Source organism: Ancylobacter sp. VNQ12, from assembly GCF_049445835.1.
GTDB lineage: Bacteria > Pseudomonadota > Alphaproteobacteria > Rhizobiales > Xanthobacteraceae > Ancylobacter.
The window spans coordinates 26,463-42,030 of record NZ_JBMSDU010000007.1; the positions used below are offsets into that span (position 1 = coordinate 26,463).

A 15,568-nucleotide genomic window follows, 5' to 3' on the forward strand; every position below is an offset into this window, starting at 1 on the left:
GTCTCCAAAGTTCATGGTGCCGTCAACGAGCCCCGCGCCTAGGGGCCGGAGTGGATGTCCATGGACTATGTGAGCTTCTTCCAGAACGCTGTCGACACGCTCAAGAACGAGCAGCGCTACCGCACCTTTGCCGAGATCGAGCGCGACACGGCGCGGTTCCCGCACGCGGTCTGGCACTCGCCGCAGGGTGAGCGCGACATCGTCATCTGGTGCTCCAACGACTATCTCGGCATGGGTTGCCACGAGACGGTGGTGGAGGCCATGTGCGCCACCGCCCGGCAGGCCGGCGCTGGCGCCGGCGGCACCCGCAACATCTCGGGCAACAGCCACGCCATCGTCGAGCTGGAGAACGAACTCGCCGACCTGCATGGCAAGGACGCCGCGCTGGTCTTCACCTCCGGCTACGTCTCCAACCAGACCGGCATCTCGACGCTGGCGCGCCTCATCCCGGACTGTCTCATCCTGTCCGATGCGCTGAACCATAATTCGATGATCGAGGGCGTGCGCCAGGCGGGCCGCGACAAGCAGGTGTTCCGCCACAACGACCTCGCCCATCTCGAGGAACTGCTCCGGGCGGCCGGCGATCGGCCCAAGCTCGTCGTGTTCGAGAGCGTCTATTCGATGGATGGCGACGTCGCCCCCATCGGCGCGATCTGCGACCTTGCCAAGCGTTACGGCGCCATGACCTATCTCGACGAGGTGCACGCGGTCGGCATGTATGGCCCGCGCGGCGGCGGCCTTGCCGAGCGCGACGGCGTCATGGCCCGCGTCGACGTGATCGAAGGCACGCTCGGCAAGGCATTCGGCGTGGTCGGCGGCTACATCGCTGCCAAGCGCGCGGTCATCGACGCGGTGCGCTCCTATGCGCCCGGCTTCATCTTCACCACTGCCCTGCCCCCGGCCATCGCGGCGGCGGCCGCCGCCTCGGTGCGGCACCTCAAGAATTCCGGCGCCGAGCGCGCCCGCCAGCAGGCCCAGGTCTCCAAGGTGAAGGCCGCGCTCGACCGCGCTGGCCTGCCGCAACTCGTCACCGAGACGCACATCGTGCCGGTCATGGTCGGCGATGCGGAAGCCTGCAAGGCGGCGAGCGATATGCTGCTGGCCGAGCACGGCATCTATATCCAGCCGATCAACTATCCCACCGTGCCGCGTGGCACGGAGCGGCTGCGCATCACGCCCGGCCCGTTCCATGACGACGCGCTGGTGGCCGCGCTTGCCGCGGCGCTGACCGATGTGTGGAGCCGCCTCGGCCTGCCTTTCGTCGCGCGCGCCGAAGCCGCCGAATAGGCCCGCACGCTCCCGGCACGGACCGGCCCGAACGGGCCTTCAATCCTTCGGTTCGGTCTGGTCAATCTCCGCCGGAGAGGACGTCTGCGCGCTCGTCGGCGGCGGGAAGAAGATGCGCGCGATCACCGGGATCAGCAGCGCCAGCCCGACGAAACGCATCAGGTGGTGCGCGGCCACGAAGGCCGGATCGAGCCCCAGCACGAAGGCCATGATGGTCATCGCCTCCAGCGCGCCCGGCACATAGGCGACCAGCACCTTGGTCACCGGCTCGCCGGAAGCCCAGGCGCCGATGACGGCGAAAAGCACGGCCACGGCAATGGCGATCAGCAGCGCCACGGTCGCATCGACGAGGAAGCGCAGCAGCGTGTCGACGCGGGTGCCCGCGAACCGGCTCCCCATATTGGCGCCGAGCACTACGAAGCCGGCGATCAGGAAAATGTCCGGCAGCCGCCCTTCGATCAGGCCGAGCCCATGCACCAACCCGCTGGCCAGCATCGCCCCGACCATCGAGCCGCCGGGAAAGCGCACCAGTTCCGCCAGCGCCGCGCCGGCGATGCCGACGCCAAGCGACAGCGCGAAGCTCTGCAGGTCCGGCACCACCGGATTGATCGGCAGCACGCCGGCCGGCTCATGTCCCAGGCCGCCGAGCGCGGCCGGCAGGAGCGCCACCAGCACGAACAGCCGAAGCGACTGGCCGAAGACCACGCGGCGCGTATCCGCGCCCGAGCTTTCCGCCATGATCAGCACGGTCGACAGCGCGCCGGGGGCGGCGGCGAAGAAGGCGCTGCGCCGGTCCCAGCCGGCGAATTTCTCGAGATAGGCGACGACGGCGATCATCATCACCGGCACCGAGACGATCAACACCGCCATCGTCACCGGCCAGGTCGTCACGCCATGAAGCGTGTCCGGCGTTATGGCGGAACCCATCGACGTGCCCAGCACGACATAGGTCGCGAGCCGCAGATGCGGCTCGACGCCGATCGGCGCGCCGCACAGGGCGGCAAGCGCGGTGACGACCAGCGCGCCGGACAGCCATCCCGCCGGCATGCCGAGCCAGGCGAACACCCCGCCGCCCGCCGCGCCCAGCACAAGCGTCGCCAGCCACCAGCCGAGGCTGCGGATCGAAGGAAGGCGGCGCGTCAACGACGGGGGAAGCGGCATGAAGCGGGACGTGGATGGCGGGAATCAGGCTGCACGGGGATGCGGTGCAACACGTAGGTTTGCGGCGGATCAATGCGACGATTGCCGCCCCGCGTCAAACAGTTCGCATGCATAGCTCAGCACTCTTTCATGCCGAACGCGCCGTGCCGCGTTACACTTCCTATCCGACGGCGCCCCACTTCATCGCCGAGATCGGACCTGCGCAGCATTGCGCATGGCTATCCGAACTGGACAGGAAGGCGACGCTCTCGCTCTATCTGCATGTGCCGTTCTGCCCCTCGCTCTGCTTCTATTGCGGCTGCACCACCAAGGCGACGCGGCGTCCTGCGCCCGTGGCGGCCTATGTCGCGCGGCTGGAGAAGGAGATCGACCTCGTCGCCGCCCGCGCTGGCGAACGCCCTGTCACGCACATCGCCTGGGGTGGGGGTACGCCGAGCCTGATCGGGCCGGAGGCGCTGAAGCGCCTCTATGGGCGGATCGCCGCCGGCTTCGACGTCGGGCCGCTCGCCGAGCACTCGATCGAACTCGATCCGCGCGAGACCGACGAGCCTCTGGCCGATGCGCTTGCCGCCATCGGGGTCGACCGCGTGAGCTTCGGCGTGCAGGATTTCAGCGCCCATGTGCAGTCGGCCATCGGCCGCGTGCAGCCCTTCGGCACGGTCGAACAGGCGGTCAAGCTGGTGCGCGAGGCCGGCGTGGCCGCCGTCAATCTCGATCTCATGTACGGCCTGCCGCACCAGACCGAGCGCGACGTGCGCCGCACCGCCAAGCTCGCCACGCTGCTCGAGCCGGAACGCCTCGCGCTGTTCGGCTATGCCCATGTGCCATGGGTGCGGCCCAATCAGCGCCTGATCGACCAGAAGGCGCTGCCGGGCGCCGCCGAGCGGCTAGACCAGTCGGAAGCCGCCCGCGAAACGCTGGTCGCCAGCGGGTACGTTGCCATCGGCCTCGACCATTTCGCCCGGCCCGACGATCCCATGGCCATCGCGGCGGCGGCAGGCCAGCTGCATCGCAACTTCCAGGGCTATACGGTCGACCGGGCCGACGCGCTGATCGGGCTGGGCGCTTCCGCCATCAGCCGCTTCCCGCAGGGCTTTACCCAGAACGCACCCGATTCGGCCTCGCATATCCGCGCCATCGATCAGGGGAACTTCTCCACCGTGCGCGGCATCGCCTTCACCCGTGACGACATCAAGCGCGGCGCCCTCATCGAGCGGCTGATGTGCGATCTGGCGGTCGACCTCGATCCGGCGACGCTGGCCGAGGCGGCTCCCCGTCTTGCCACGCTGATGCAGGACGGCCTGCTGCGCATCGAGGGGCGCCACATCGAGATGACGCCGGACGGACGGCCCTTCGTGCGCCTGGCCGCCGCCGCGCTCGACGCCCGCCTGCAGGCCGGCACGACGCGCCACTCCGTCGCCGTCTGATCTTCCGCGCCGACAAAGAAAAACGCCCCGCGGCGAAGCGGGGCGTCAAGGCCTTCGGGGAGGGACGCTGGAGACGCAGTTCGCCAGCTCAGGCGGCGCCGGCGAGGCGGCGCATGGTGCCGCGGTCGTGGATCTTCACCTCATCCGCCCGCAGCAGGGCAACGAGCCCCCGGCGCTTCAGCTCGGAAAAGGCGCGGCTCACCGTCTCCAGCGTCAGGCCGAGGAAGTCGGCGATCTCCTGCCGGGTCATGGAAAGGCGCAGCGTGCCGCCGACCATACCCTCCGGCACCAGCCGCATGAGGAAGAAGGCGACGCGCTCCAGCGCCGACATACGCCCGAGCACCAAAGCGTGGGAGTGCATCGCGCAAAGCTGCGCCTCGAAGCGGCGGAGCAGGCGGGCGGCGAGCACCGGGTCTCGCTCCAGCGCACTGCGGTCATGCGTGGTGATGGTCGCCGCGGTGAGCGTCTCGGCCGAGCAGGCATAGGCATCGCAGGAGGCGAGGCCGAACACGTCGCCGGGACCGAGCAGTTCGACCACCTGGCGCCGGCCGTCCGGCAGCAGCTTGGTCAGCATCACCGCGCCGTCCACCACTTCCATGATGCGCCGGGCGGGATCGCCTTCGTGCAGCACGGTGACATGGGCGGCGATGCGCATGTTGGACGCGTGCGCCTCGCCCATCGTCGGCTGACGCGAATAGCTGCCGGTGCGTTCGTCGATGATCTGGCGCATCTTGCCCTCCGCGAATTGATCTACCTCAACCATAGAGGGCGACGGTCGCGCCGACAGTTCGGGGGGCTGCGTAAGGGACTTTCCGGAAGGGCCGCACGAAAGCCTTGATCCGAAAAGGAAAAGGCCGGGACGCGACCCCGGCCTTGCAGTGATCCGCGTAAGGGGACGTGGCGCTAATCCAGCGGGATGGCCTGCGCCAGCGTCTCGACGTCGAGCGGCTTGCGCACCAGCATGGTCGGCTTGAGGCCGCGCAACTGGTGTTCGATCGCGCTCTGCGACTGGCCGGTAATGACCACGACCCGCGGCACCGCTGCCAGCTTCAGCAGCCAGCGCACCACCTGGGCACCGGAAATGCCCGGCAGGCTGAGGTCGACGATGACCGTGTCCCCCCCGTCTGGCGGCGTTGACCGGAACAGGCTCTCGGCGTCCGGATAGGAGATTACGTTGTGACCAAGATTCGCGAGGATGAGGCTGAGTGAATCGCTCACGCCCGCATCATCCTCCACCACATGAACTCGCACCGGCATTCTCCCGCTTGACGCCTCGAAACTGGTCAAGCAAGCCCGCCGTAGCAATTCGTAGGGATGCGTAGCCCGCGTGGGTTGCGTCGCCGCCTATGTCAGGCACGCATGTCTTTAAGTACGATTCGCACCAGGTCGGCGGCGTTCTTGGCACCGAGCTTTTCCATGATGCGGGCGCGATGCACCTCGATGGTGCGCGGCGAAATGCCGAGCACGCGCCCCGCCTCCTTGTTGGAGGCGCCGGAGGCGATCTGCACAAGCACTTCGCGCTCGCGCGGCGTCAGCAGGTCGTGGCCGGGGAAATGGGCGGTAAGCAGGTCGCCCGGCTCGGCGGCACTGCGGCGATTATGGGCGTCGATGGCGTCGCGCACCCGCTCGACGACGGTATCGGCATCGAACGGTTTCTCGATGAAGTCCAGCGCGCCATGGCGGATGGCGTCCACCGCCATCGGAATATCTCCCTGGCCGGAGATGACGAAGATCGGCGCCGGATAACGGTCCGCTTCCAATTCCTTCAAAATGTCGAGCCCGGAACGGCCCGGCATGTGGACGTCCAGCACGATGCAGGCCGGCACATGATTGCGGGCGACCGAGAGGAAGGCCGCACCGTCGGAAAAGCCGCGCACATGGTAGCCTTCCAGGCTCAACACGAGCGATAGCGCGTCGCGCACCGCCGAATCGTCGTCCACGATGAAGACTTCGCCCATCTGCGCCATATTACGCTCCCTCACCCGAACTCGGCCGGCACCGGCGACGCAACAGGCAGCACGAGCGCGAAGCACGCACCCTTGCCATTGCCGCCGGGATCGACCAGCAGATCGCCCCCGTGGTTCTGTGCGATCGTCCGAGAAATCGCAAGCCCGAGCCCCATGCCGCGACGTTTTGAACTAGCGAACGCCTCGAACAGCTTGGGCAGCGCCTGCGGCGCGATGCCCGGCCCGTTATCCTCGACCTCGATCACCACGTTGCCGTCCTTCATCCGCGTGCTGACGCGGATCGCGGGATCGGCCGTGCCCGACGCCGCCTCGATGGCGTTGCGCACGAGGTTCACGATGATCTGCTGCACCTGCACCGGATCGACCGAGACATGCGGCAACTCACCGCCCGGCTCGCGATCGACGCGGATACGGTGACTCTGGCCGAGCAAGGTGAGCTCGATCGCATCGTCGACCAGCGGGTTGATGTCGCGCACATGGCGTTCCGGCTCGCGCTTCTCGACGAACTGACGCATGCGCTGGATGATGTGACCCGCGCGCTCGGCCTCGCCGGCCGCCTTGTCGAGGATGTCGCCCACCACCTTGTTGATGTCGATACCCTTCTGGTGGGCGCGGCGGATCGCCTGCAGATAGAGGATAAGCGCGGTGAGCGGCTGGTTCAGCTCATGCGCGATGGCCGCGCCCATCTCGTCGATGGCCGAGACGCGGGCGAGATGGACGAGTTCGCTCTGCAGGTCGGCGAGCCTCTGCTCGCTCTCCTTGCGCGGGCGCAGGTCGCGCAGGATGCCGATGAACTGGCGCCCCTCCGGCGTTGCCGCCTCGCCGACGGAAAGCTCCAGCGGGAAGATCGTGCCGTCGGCATGGCGACCGCGCACCTCGCGGCCGATGCCGATGATCTTCTTCACACCGGTGCGGATGTAGCTGCCGACATATTCGTCATGTTCGACGGCATATTCCATCGGCATCACGATCTTGACGTTCTTCCCCACCGCCTCGGCGGCGCGGATGCCGAACATCTGCTCGCAGGCCTTGTTGAAGATCAGGATGCGCGCGTGTTCGTCGATGACGATGATGCCGTCGGCGGCGGTATCCAGCACCGACAGAAGCCGGGCTTCGGATACCGTCGGCGGGTGGTCCGCCTCGTGAGACGAAGTCAGTTCGCGCATGATTTCAGTGTGCTCCCCCTACCGGCCCACCGCAACAGGCCATTACGTGAATCCCCGTAGCTTGGGGTTTGCACTTGGGGAAGATGCTGGGCGCAGCCGGCCGACTCACTTCTTCAGCCAGCTCACCAGCCGGTCGGTCGCCTCCATGATCTGCGCCTCGCCGCGCGCGAAGCACAGGCGGATATAGGCCTCGCCGCCCGGCCCGAAGGCGGTGCCGGGGGCAAGGCCGATATTGGCCTCGTCGACCAGCTTCAAGGCCAGCTGGCGCGTGTCGTCCTCCCCCTCCACACCGAAGAACATGTAGAAGGCGCCGGGCGGCGGAGCGAAGCGCACCCGGTTCGAGCCGGCGAGCCCCTGTGCGACGATCTCGCGCCCGCGCCGCGCCCGCTCGATCTGGTGCACCACGAAGCTCTCGCCGCGTTCCAGCGCCGCGACTCCGGCACGCTGCATGAAGGCGGCGACGCCCGAATTGGAATACTGGATGAGGTTCTCGATCACATCGCCCAGCGCGGGATGCGCCTCGATCCAACCCATCCGCCAGCCGGTCATCGCCCAGTTCTTCGAGAAGGTCTGCACGAAAAGGATGCGGTCCTCCGGCTCCATGACGTCGTGGAAGGAGGGCGCGAGCCCGCCCTCACCGGCCTCGTAGAAGAAGCGGCCATAAATCTCGTCGGCGATGATCCACAGACCGTGGCGGCGGGCGATGTCGAGCACGCCGCGCAGCGTGTCGTGCGAGGCGACGAAGCCGGTCGGGTTGGCCGGCGAATTGATGAAGATGGCGCGCGTGCGCGGCGTCACCGCGCTCTCCAGCTGGTCGAGGTCCAGCCAGAAGCCCCGCGTCTCATCGAAGGAGAACGGCACATAGACCGGCCGCGCCCCGGCCGCCTCGGCGCCGGCGGCAATGTTCGGCCACTCCGGCGAGGGCACGATGATTTCCTCGCCCGCCGACACGGTCAGCGCCAGCGCGACCTGCACGGCGTGCATCCCGGAGCCGGTGACGAAATAGCGCTCGGGATCCTCGGCCACACCGTAGAGCCGGCTCATGTAGCGGGCGATGGCCGCGCGCAGCTCGGGAATGCCGCGCTGCCAGGTGTAGAAGGTCTCGCCTGCCGCCAGCGAGCGCGTCGCCGCCTCGGCGATGAAGGAAGGCGTGGGCAGATCGCCCTCACCGGCCCAGAGCGGGATCAGCCCCTCGCGCCCGCGCCCATAGTTGAACACCTCGACGATGCCGCTCTCGGGCAAGGTGAGCGCCTGCGGGCGGACATGATCGAGCAGCGAGGGCGACGACAGCAGGGGAGCGGCGGAAGAGGGCATGAAGGGCTCGTGGCGAGGATATGGGACTACAGGGAAGATATGAACATAACCCACATCCACGCCGGCGCTCATGAAAAGACGTCATGCCGACATTGACGAGCCTTATGGGCAGCGGCGGAGCCCGCCAGCCGCGCGATCCGCGCATTGCCTGCGTCGAGGCCGCATTTTCACGAAGATCGCTCCGCGCGAAACACGGCGCGCAACATGGGCCGATCCTAGCCCTTCGCCGCCACCACGACGAGACCGGGCACCGGCTGGTCCTTCTCGCGGCGAGTCGACTGCGCGGTGAGCGATACCAGCTCCAGCCCGGCCGCCTCGAGCGCGGCACGCACATAGGCTTCCGCATGGGCGAAGCGCAGCGTGTCGCGCAACCGGATTCCCTCGCCGTCATGCGTCTCCACGGTGAAGGCGATGAGCCCGCCCGGCTCCAGCACGCGGCGGGATTCGCCGAGGATCGGGCCGAGGTCGTCGAGATAGCAGAAGGCGTCGCCGGCGAAGATCAGGTCGACATCCTCTCCCGTGCGCCCCTTGAGGAAGGCGACCATCTCGCCCGCCACCGCCCGCTCATAGACGCCACGCCGCAGGGCGAGCGCGATCATGTTGGGCGAGAGGTCGACGCCGTCCAGGCCCCCGACGTGGTCGGCCAGCCTCAAGGCGACCAGTCCGGTGCCGCAGCCGAGATCGAGGCCCCGACCGAAGGCATAGGGACGGGAGAGTGCATGGCACGCTTCCGCCAGTGCCGCGTCGATCAGCTCCGGTCCGCGATAGCCGAGCCGGGCAAGGGCCGCATCGAAGCGGTCGGCATACTGGTCGAACAGCGTGCGCACATAGGCTTCGCTCATGCCGAAACCCGTTCCGGCGCCGCCTGCCTCCGGCAGCGTACCGCCGAGGCGGACGATGTGCAGACCCGCGCCAAGCGTGTCGGTGGGGTCGAGATCGAGCGCGTGCCCATAGGCCTCGATGGCCCCCGCGAGATCGCCCGCCGCCTCGCGCGCCCCGCCGAGCAGGAACCAGCCGGGCGCATAATGCCCGGCGCGCTCCACCGCCTCGACGAGAAGCGCGGCGGCATCGGGCGCATTGCCCTCCGCCATCAGCGCGCGCGCCCACTCGATCCGGCGATCGACCGTGGGGTCGCCGGAGGAAAGGATCAGCCGGGCGGGGCTCATGCGGGGGGCTCGCGAAAAATGGACAGGGCCGCCCTATATATGTTCCGCAATGCGCCCGGAAGAACTTCTCCACTCCACGCCGCAGGGGCTTTATTCGCCCGCCGGCGATTTCTTCATCGATCCCACCCGCCCGGTTCCCCGCGCGCTGGTGACGCATGGCCATTCCGACCATGCGCGCGCGGGCCACGGCACGGTGCTGGCGACCCGCCAGACGCTCGACATCATGGCGATCCGCTATGGCGAGGGCTTCGCCGGCTCGACGCAGGCGGCCGCCTATGGCGCGCGCGTCGAGGTGAACGGCGTCGGCGTCACCTTCCATCCCGCCGGCCATATCCTCGGCAGCGCGCAGATCGCCCTCGACTGGAAGGGCTGCACCATCGTCGCCTCGGGCGACTACAAGCCCGGCGACGACCCGACCGCCGCGCCCTTCGCGCCGGTGCCGTGCCACGTCTTCATCTCGGAGGCGACCTTCGGCCTGCCGGTGTTCCGCCATCCCGATCCCGCTTCCGAAATCGCCAAACTCACCTCGTCGCTCGCGCTGTTTCCCGAACGGGCGCATCTCGTCGGCGCCTATGCGCTCGGCAAGGCACAGCGGGTGATGGCGCTTTTGCGCGCCGCCGGGCACGAGCGGCCGATCCTGATCCATGGCGCGATGGAGCGGCTGACCGACTACTACCAGTCGCAGGGCATCGCGCTCGGCGACATACGCCTTGCCCGCGACGTGAAGCCGGCCGAACTCGCCGGCACGGTGGTCATCTGCCCGCCGAGCGCGATGAGCGATGTATGGTCGCGCCGTTTCCCCGACCCCGTCACCGCCTTCGCCTCCGGCTGGATGCGCATCCGCGCCCGCGCGCGCCAGCACGGCGTCGAGCTGCCGCTGATCATCTCTGACCATGCCGACTGGGACGATCTGCAGGCCGCCATCCTCGCCACTGGCTGCGAGGAACTCTGGGTCACCCACGGCCAAGAGGACGCGCTGGTGCACTGGGCGCAGCTGGCCGGCCTGCGCGCCAGGCCGCTGCACATGGTCGGCTATGGCGAGGAGGAGGCGGAAAGCGTGGCGGCGCCCGATGCGGCCCCCGAAGGGACGCAGCCATGAACCGCTTCGCCGCCCTGCTCGACCGCCTCGCCTATGAGCCGCGCCGCAACGGCAAGATCGCGCTCATCGCCGATTATTTCCGCCACGCGCCCGACCCCGAACGCGGCTTCGCGCTGGCCGCGCTGACCGGCGCGCTGTCGTTCCGCAACGCCAAGCCGGGGCTGATCCGCCAGCTGATTTCCGAGCGTACCGACCCGGTGCTGTTCGCGCTCTCCTATGACTATGTCGGCGACCTCTCCGAGACCGTCGCGCTGATGTGGCCGGCGCCGCACGGGCTGAACGACACCGAGCCGCCGCCGCTTTCCGCCATCGTTCATGCCTTCACCCATATGGGCCGCGCGGAACTGCCCGCCGTGCTGGCCTCGCTGCTCGACCGGCTGGACGAGACCGGGCGCTGGGCGCTCTTGAAGCTCATCACCGGCGGGTTGCGCATCGGCGTCTCGGCGCGGCTCGCCAAGACGGCGGTGGCGGCGCTGGGGGAACGCACGCCCGACGAGATCGAGCTGGTGTGGCCCGGCCTCACCCCACCCTATGAGGAACTGTTCGCCTGGGCGCAGGGAACCGGCCCACGCCCGGAGACGGACGATCCGGCACCGTTCCGCCCCGTCATGCTGTCCCACCCCATCGAGGATGCGGATTTCGAGGCCCTCGACCCCGCGCATTTCCGCGCCGAATGGAAATGGGACGGCATCCGCATCCAGGCGGTGCGCGCGTCCGCGCCCGACGGGCATCACGTTACACGGCTCTACAGCCGCACCGGCGAGGACATTTCCGCCGCCTTTCCTGATCTTGCCGAGGCGCTCGCCTTTGACGGCGTAGTCGACGGCGAGCTCCTGATCCTGCGCGAGGGACGCGTTCAGTCCTTCAACGTGCTGCAACAGAGGCTGAACCGGAAGGCGGTCTCACCCAAGCTGATCGCCGAGTTCCCCGCCCATATCCGCGCCTACGACCTGCTCGTGGAAGCTGGCGAGGACCTGCGCGACCTGCCCTTCGAGACGCGCCGGACAAGGCTGGAAGCGCTGATCGCCGCCCATCCCGCCGACGGGCGCCTCGACCTCTCCCCGCTGGTGCCCTTCACCAGCTGGGACGAGCTGGCGCAGGCCCGCGCCGACCCGGCCGCTCATGGCGCCGTCGACGATGCCGAGGCGGTGGAGGGGGTCATGCTCAAGCGCGCGGACAGCGCCTATTCGCCCGGCCGGCCGAAGGGGCCGTGGTGGAAGTGGAAGCGCGACCCGCACAGCCTCGACGCCGTGCTGATGTATGCCCAGCGCGGTCACGGCAAGCGCTCCTCCTTCTACTCCGACTACACCTTCGGGGTGTGGACGGATGAGGGGGAACTGGTGCCGGTCGGGAAAGCCTATTTCGGCTTCACCGACGCCGAGCTGATCGAGATCGACCGCTTCGTGCGCCGCAATACCATCAACCGCTTCGGTCCCGTGCGCGAGGTGGTCCACACCGCGAGTGAGGGACTGGTGCTGGAAGTCGCCTTCGAGGGGCTGGCCCGCTCCACCCGCCACCGCTCGGGCCTTGCCATGCGCTTCCCCCGCATCGCCCGCCTGCGCTGGGACAAGCCGCCCGGCGAGGCCGACCGGCTGGAGACGCTGGAGAAGATGATCGGTGATGACGCGCATGCTCCCCGCCGCCCCTCGCCCGTGCTAGGGAAGCAGCCGTCGTCTGCCGAGAGAGGTTGAGTCCATGGCCGATAACCAGTTCGCCCGCTGGATAGGTGGGTCGCCCCTTTGGGTGCTCGTTCGTCTCCTGCTGCTCTCGCTGGTGGTCGGCGTCATCCTCTCCGCTCTCGGCCTCGACCCGATGAACATATTGTCGAGCCTGGAGAGCCTGGTGCGCCACCTGTTCAGCTTCGGCTTCGACACCGTCGAGCGGCTCTGGCGCTACATCGTGCTCGGCGCGGTGATCGTCATCCCGCTCTGGCTCATCACCCGCATCGCCAGCCGGGGCCGGTGACTTCGTGAATTTCGCGTCGGCCGGCCGGGTGGAGGTCACCTCCCGTCGCTTTCTCGCCATCGCCCTGCCGGCAACGCTGGCGCAGATGACGACGCCGCTGCTCGGCCTCGTCGCCACCGGCGCCATCGGCCGGCTCGGCGACGCGGTGCTACTCGGCGCGGTCGCCGTCGGTGCCCTGCTGTTCGACTTCGTGTTCTGGGTCTTCGGCTCGCTGCGCGCGGGCACGGCGGGCCTGACCGCGCAGGCGCTGGGGCGCGACGAGAGCGTGGAGCTGCGTGCCGTGCTCTACCGCGCGCTGCTCATCACCCTCGCCATCGGCCTCACGCTGATCGTGCTCAGCGTGCCGTTCAGCCACGCCGCCTTCGCGCTGATGGGAACGGGCGAGGGCGTGCATGAGGCGGCCGCGCTGTATTTCTCGGTACGCATCCTTTCCGCGCCCTTCGCCATCGGCAATTTCGTCGTGCTCGGCTGGCTGATCGGCATTGCCCGCACCGATATCGGCCTCGGACTGCAGATACTCATCGCCGTGGTGAATGCCGGCATGACCGTGCTGCTGGTGCTCCACTGGGACTTCGGCATCGTCGGCGCCGCGCTCGCCAATGTGCTGGCCGAGATCACCGGCACCCTCTTCGGCCTGGCGGCCGCCGCACGGCTGATGGGCGCGAACTGGCGCGTGCCGTGGCGCATCGTGCTCGACCGCAAGCGCATGATCGAGACCGCGGCGGTCAACAGCGACATCATGATCCGCACCGGCCTCCTGATGGCCGTGCTGGTGTTCTTCACCGCGCAGGGCGCGCGGACCGACGACGTGACGCTGGCCGCCAACGCCGTGCTCTACAACATCGTGATGGTCACCGCCTTCTTCCTCGACGGCTTCGCCACCGCCGCCGAACAGGTGTGCGGCCAGAGCGTGGGGGCAAGGGACCATGCCGGTTTTCGCCGTGCCGTGCGCATGACGCTGGCCTGGGGTTTCGGCTTCGCCGCGCCGGCCACGCTCGCGTTGATGGCCACGGGTGGCGCCTTCATCGATGTGCTCGCCACCAATCCGGACGTGCGGGCGGTGGGGCGGGAATTCCTACCACTTGCCGCGCTGACCCCGCTCATCGGCGTCGCCGCCTTCGCCTATGACGGCATCTATACCGGCTCCACCTGGGCGCGCGACATGCGCAACATGATGCTGCCGGCCGTGGCGCTGTACTTCCTCGTCTGGTGGCTGACGCTGCCGCTCGGCAATACCGGACTGTGGTTCGCCTATCTCGCCTTCATGGCCGGACGTGGCCTGTTCCAGGCGTTGCGCATGCCGACGCTGGAGCGGCGAACCTTCGCCGGCTCCCTTCCCGCTTGACCCTCGGCCCGGCGGGCGGGAGGATCGGCTCGTCCCGGCCTTTCACGCCGGAAAACAAGAAGCCGGGGCGCATGGGAGAGACGCATGCATATGCGAACGGGCGCCGCCATCGCCGGCATTCTGCTGCTGCTGACAATCCAGGTGGAGGCTGACGGATCGGGCGATCCGGCCGCGACGAGCTCCACCGATGGCGAGTACAGCGACAGCCAGGGCAACCCGACCTTCAAGATCGACAAGGACGGCACTGTCGACTGGTACACGTCGGTCGGCTACATCCGCTACACCGCGAACTGCATGCAGTGCCACGGCCCGGACGGGCTCGGCTCCAGCTTCGCGCCCTCGCTGGTGGATGCGCTGCAGACGCTGAACTACAGCCAGTTCGTCGACACCGTCACCAACGGCAAGAAGAACGTCAGCGCGAGCCAGGACCTCGTCATGCCGGCCTTCGGGACGAATCCGAACGTGATGTGCTTCCTCGATGCCATCTTCGTCTATCTCCGGGCGCGCTCCGACGGCGCGCTCGGCCGCGGCCAGCCACAGAACAACGCGCCGAAGCCCGCCGGCTACAGCGCGACGGAAGACGCCTGCATGGGTTAGCCGGGGAAAGGTTCCGCCACCATGTCCCGCGCCCGCCGCCCGGTAAGCGCGGCAAGGCTCGTCCCCTCCTTCGTAAGACGCGCCAGCAGCCCCTGCTTGATGCGCGGCACGAGGCCGAGGCCTTCATAGACCAGCGCGGAGTAGAGCTGAATGAGGCTCGCCCCCGCCTCGATCTTGGCGATGGCGGTCTCGGGACTGTCGATGCCGCCCGCGCCGATCAGCGGGAAGGCGCCCTCCACGCGGACATAGGTTTCCGCCAGCATGCGGGTCGCCAGCGGGAAAAGCGGCCGGCCGGAAAGTCCGCCGGTCTCCCCCTTGTGGAACGAGCGCAACGTGGTCGGCCGCGAGATGGTGGTGTTGGAGACGATCAGCCCGTCAATGCCGCGCCGGCGCGCCACCTGCACCACGCCGTCGAGATGGGCGAGGGCGAGATCGGGAGCGATCTTCAGCAGCAGCGGAATGCCCGGCGCAACGCGTTCGCGCGCCTCGATCACGCGGGCGAGCAGATCGTCGAGCGCGCTCTCCTCCTGCAGGTCGCGCAGGCCGGGTGTGTTGGGCGAGGAGACGTTGGCGGTGAAGTAGGTGGCGAGGCCGGCGAAGGCCTCGATGCCGGCGACATAATCCGCCGCGCGGTCAGCCGACTCCTTGTTCGCCCCGACATTCACGCCGACGATTCCCGGCCGGCCCTTGCGGGCAAGGAGGCGCGCCTTCGCCGGCCCATGGCCGCCGCTGTTGAAGCCGTAGCGGTTGATCACCGCGCGGTCCTCGACGAGGCGGAAATTGCGCGGACGCGGATTGCCCGGCTGCGGCCGCGGCGTGATGGTGCCGACCTCGACGAAACCGAAGCCGGCGCCGAGCATCGCGTCCGGCACCTCGGCCTCCTTGTCGAAGCCGGCGGCAAGACCCACCGGGTTGGGAAATGTCAGGCCGAAGGCCGGGACCTTGAGACGCGCATCGTCCGTCGGCGCCGGGCGTGACGGCAGGCAGGAAAGCGCGCGGATGGCGAGGCCATGCGCGGTCTCCGGATCGATGAGCCGCGCGAAGGGCAAGGCGAGGTCGAGAAGCGCGCTCATG

General features: G+C 68.5%; 15 protein-coding genes. 7 read left to right on the top strand and 8 right to left on the bottom strand.

What is annotated here, in order from left to right; all coding sequences use genetic code 11:
* Positions 1–60: 60 nt before the first annotated feature.
* A complete protein-coding gene (gene hemA / locus ACO2RV_RS11755) occupies positions 61–1,287 on the top strand; it encodes a 5-aminolevulinate synthase (RefSeq protein ID WP_423293426.1) in 1,227 nt (408 codons plus the stop codon).
* A gap of 39 nt (positions 1,288–1,326) precedes the next feature.
* Here the strand turns inward: hemA and ACO2RV_RS11760 are convergent, their stop codons facing one another.
* A complete protein-coding gene (locus ACO2RV_RS11760; RefSeq protein WP_423293078.1) occupies positions 1,327–2,448 on the bottom strand; it encodes an AbrB family transcriptional regulator in 1,122 nt (373 codons plus the stop codon).
* 107 nt (positions 2,449–2,555) lie between these two features.
* On the opposite strand from ACO2RV_RS11760, the gene hemN reads away from it, so the two are divergent.
* A complete protein-coding gene (gene hemN, locus ACO2RV_RS11765; RefSeq protein ID WP_423293080.1) occupies positions 2,556–3,875 on the top strand; it encodes an oxygen-independent coproporphyrinogen III oxidase in 1,320 nt (439 codons plus the stop codon).
* 88 nt (positions 3,876–3,963) lie between these two features.
* Here the strand turns inward: hemN and ACO2RV_RS11770 are convergent, their stop codons facing one another.
* The 6 genes from ACO2RV_RS11770 to ACO2RV_RS11795 form a co-directional block, all read right to left on the bottom strand.
* Positions 3,964–4,605 carry a Crp/Fnr family transcriptional regulator gene (locus ACO2RV_RS11770; RefSeq protein WP_423293082.1) on the bottom strand — a complete coding sequence of 214 codons (642 nt, stop codon included), beginning with the start codon at positions 4,603–4,605 and terminating at the stop codon, positions 3,964–3,966.
* A 173-nt stretch (positions 4,606–4,778) separates the two neighbouring features.
* Positions 4,779–5,132 carry a response regulator gene (locus ACO2RV_RS11775; RefSeq protein ID WP_423293428.1) on the bottom strand — a complete coding sequence of 118 codons (354 nt, stop codon included), beginning with the start codon at positions 5,130–5,132 and terminating at the stop codon, positions 4,779–4,781.
* 92 nt (positions 5,133–5,224) lie between these two features.
* On the bottom strand, positions 5,225–5,842 hold the full coding sequence (locus ACO2RV_RS11780) for a response regulator transcription factor (RefSeq protein ID WP_423293084.1): 618 nt from the start codon (positions 5,840–5,842) through the stop codon (positions 5,225–5,227).
* Positions 5,843–5,853: 11 nt separating this feature from the next.
* Positions 5,854–7,008: a PAS domain-containing sensor histidine kinase gene (locus ACO2RV_RS11785; protein ID WP_423293086.1), complete on the bottom strand. Its 1,155-nt coding sequence runs from the start codon at positions 7,006–7,008 to the stop codon at positions 5,854–5,856.
* A gap of 105 nt (positions 7,009–7,113) precedes the next feature.
* A complete protein-coding gene (locus tag ACO2RV_RS11790) occupies positions 7,114–8,322 on the bottom strand; it encodes a pyridoxal phosphate-dependent aminotransferase (RefSeq protein WP_423293088.1) in 1,209 nt (402 codons plus the stop codon).
* Between the two features lie 215 nt (positions 8,323–8,537).
* Positions 8,538–9,488: a methyltransferase domain-containing protein gene (locus ACO2RV_RS11795; RefSeq protein ID WP_423293090.1), complete on the bottom strand. Its 951-nt coding sequence runs from the start codon at positions 9,486–9,488 to the stop codon at positions 8,538–8,540.
* Positions 9,489–9,537: 49 nt separating this feature from the next.
* Here ACO2RV_RS11795 and ACO2RV_RS11800 point away from each other — a divergent pair, with 49 nt between their 5' ends.
* From ACO2RV_RS11800 to ACO2RV_RS11820, 5 genes are all read left to right on the top strand, one after another.
* Positions 9,538–10,587, top strand: a complete 1,050-nt coding sequence (locus tag ACO2RV_RS11800; protein WP_423293092.1) for a ligase-associated DNA damage response exonuclease — start codon at positions 9,538–9,540, stop codon at positions 10,585–10,587.
* Positions 10,584–12,278: a cisplatin damage response ATP-dependent DNA ligase gene (locus ACO2RV_RS11805; protein ID WP_423293094.1), complete on the top strand. Its 1,695-nt coding sequence runs from the start codon at positions 10,584–10,586 to the stop codon at positions 12,276–12,278. The genes ACO2RV_RS11800 and ACO2RV_RS11805 overlap by 4 nt, the downstream gene beginning before the upstream one ends.
* 4 nt (positions 12,279–12,282) lie before the next feature.
* Entirely contained in the window at positions 12,283–12,552 is a 270-nt protein-coding gene (locus ACO2RV_RS11810) for a DUF6460 domain-containing protein (RefSeq protein ID WP_423293096.1), read from the top strand.
* A 4-nt stretch (positions 12,553–12,556) separates the two neighbouring features.
* Positions 12,557–13,897, top strand: a complete 1,341-nt coding sequence (locus tag ACO2RV_RS11815) for an MATE family efflux transporter (protein WP_423293098.1) — start codon at positions 12,557–12,559, stop codon at positions 13,895–13,897.
* A gap of 84 nt (positions 13,898–13,981) precedes the next feature.
* Entirely contained in the window at positions 13,982–14,494 is a 513-nt protein-coding gene (locus ACO2RV_RS11820) for a c-type cytochrome, methanol metabolism-related (protein WP_423293100.1), read from the top strand.
* On the opposite strand, the gene ACO2RV_RS11825 is transcribed toward ACO2RV_RS11820, so the two are convergent.
* Positions 14,491–15,567 (bottom strand): quinone-dependent dihydroorotate dehydrogenase, encoded by a 1,077-nt coding sequence (locus ACO2RV_RS11825; RefSeq protein ID WP_423293102.1) that lies wholly within the window; start codon positions 15,565–15,567, stop codon positions 14,491–14,493. The genes ACO2RV_RS11820 and ACO2RV_RS11825 overlap by 4 nt on opposite strands.
* Position 15,568: the final 1 nt, after the last annotated feature.

Excerpts from the sequence above, each read along its gene's own strand:
- hemA (WP_423293426.1), top strand. The coding sequence starts at position 61 with ATGGACTATGTGAGCTTCTTCCAGAACGCTGTCGACACGCTCAAGAAC.
- ACO2RV_RS11760 (WP_423293078.1), bottom strand. The coding sequence starts at position 2,448 with ATGCCGCTTCCCCCGTCGTTGACGCGCCGCCTTCCTTCGATCCGCAGC.
- hemN (WP_423293080.1), top strand. The coding sequence starts at position 2,556 with ATGCATAGCTCAGCACTCTTTCATGCCGAACGCGCCGTGCCGCGTTAC.
- ACO2RV_RS11770 (WP_423293082.1), bottom strand. The coding sequence starts at position 4,605 with ATGCGCCAGATCATCGACGAACGCACCGGCAGCTATTCGCGTCAGCCG.
- ACO2RV_RS11775 (WP_423293428.1), bottom strand. The coding sequence starts at position 5,132 with ATGCCGGTGCGAGTTCATGTGGTGGAGGATGATGCGGGCGTGAGCGAT.
- ACO2RV_RS11780 (WP_423293084.1), bottom strand. The coding sequence starts at position 5,842 with ATGGCGCAGATGGGCGAAGTCTTCATCGTGGACGACGATTCGGCGGTG.
- ACO2RV_RS11785 (WP_423293086.1), bottom strand. The coding sequence starts at position 7,008 with ATGCGCGAACTGACTTCGTCTCACGAGGCGGACCACCCGCCGACGGTA.
- ACO2RV_RS11790 (WP_423293088.1), bottom strand. The coding sequence starts at position 8,322 with ATGCCCTCTTCCGCCGCTCCCCTGCTGTCGTCGCCCTCGCTGCTCGAT.
- ACO2RV_RS11795 (WP_423293090.1), bottom strand. The coding sequence starts at position 9,488 with ATGAGCCCCGCCCGGCTGATCCTTTCCTCCGGCGACCCCACGGTCGAT.
- ACO2RV_RS11800 (WP_423293092.1), top strand. The coding sequence starts at position 9,538 with ATGCGCCCGGAAGAACTTCTCCACTCCACGCCGCAGGGGCTTTATTCG.
- ACO2RV_RS11805 (WP_423293094.1), top strand. The coding sequence starts at position 10,584 with ATGAACCGCTTCGCCGCCCTGCTCGACCGCCTCGCCTATGAGCCGCGC.
- ACO2RV_RS11810 (WP_423293096.1), top strand. The coding sequence starts at position 12,283 with ATGGCCGATAACCAGTTCGCCCGCTGGATAGGTGGGTCGCCCCTTTGG.
- ACO2RV_RS11820 (WP_423293100.1), top strand. The coding sequence starts at position 13,982 with ATGCATATGCGAACGGGCGCCGCCATCGCCGGCATTCTGCTGCTGCTG.
- ACO2RV_RS11825 (WP_423293102.1), bottom strand. The coding sequence starts at position 15,567 with ATGAGCGCGCTTCTCGACCTCGCCTTGCCCTTCGCGCGGCTCATCGAT.